Raw genomic sequence first — 266 nt, forward strand, 5'->3', positions numbered from 1 at the left:
GGTGTAGCGCCCCAGGTTACGCAGACGTTCGGCAATCAGGAACAAAATGATCGGCCAGCCCACCAGGAAGCCCAGCGAGTAAATTAAGCCGTCATAGCCGGAGGTAAACACCAGCGCGGAGATCCCCAAGAATGAGGCGGCGGACATATAGTCCCCGGCAATCGCCAGCCCGTTCTGGAAGCCAGTGATATTGCCGCCTGCGGTGTAGTAGTCGCTACGAGAACGTACGCGTTTTGATGCCCAGTAGGTAATGCCGAGCGTAAACA

At 56.8% G+C, this 266-nt stretch carries 1 pseudogene; it reads right to left on the reverse strand.

The annotated features are described in order from the left end of the window. A pseudogene (gene actP / locus GNF10_RS37575) lies at positions 1–266 on the reverse strand (cation acetate symporter); the annotation flags it as partial.

Origin of the sequence: Nostoc sp. UCD121 (genome assembly GCF_014222285.1) — a bacterium.
Classification (GTDB): Bacteria; Cyanobacteriota; Cyanobacteriia; order Cyanobacteriales; family Nostocaceae; genus Nostoc.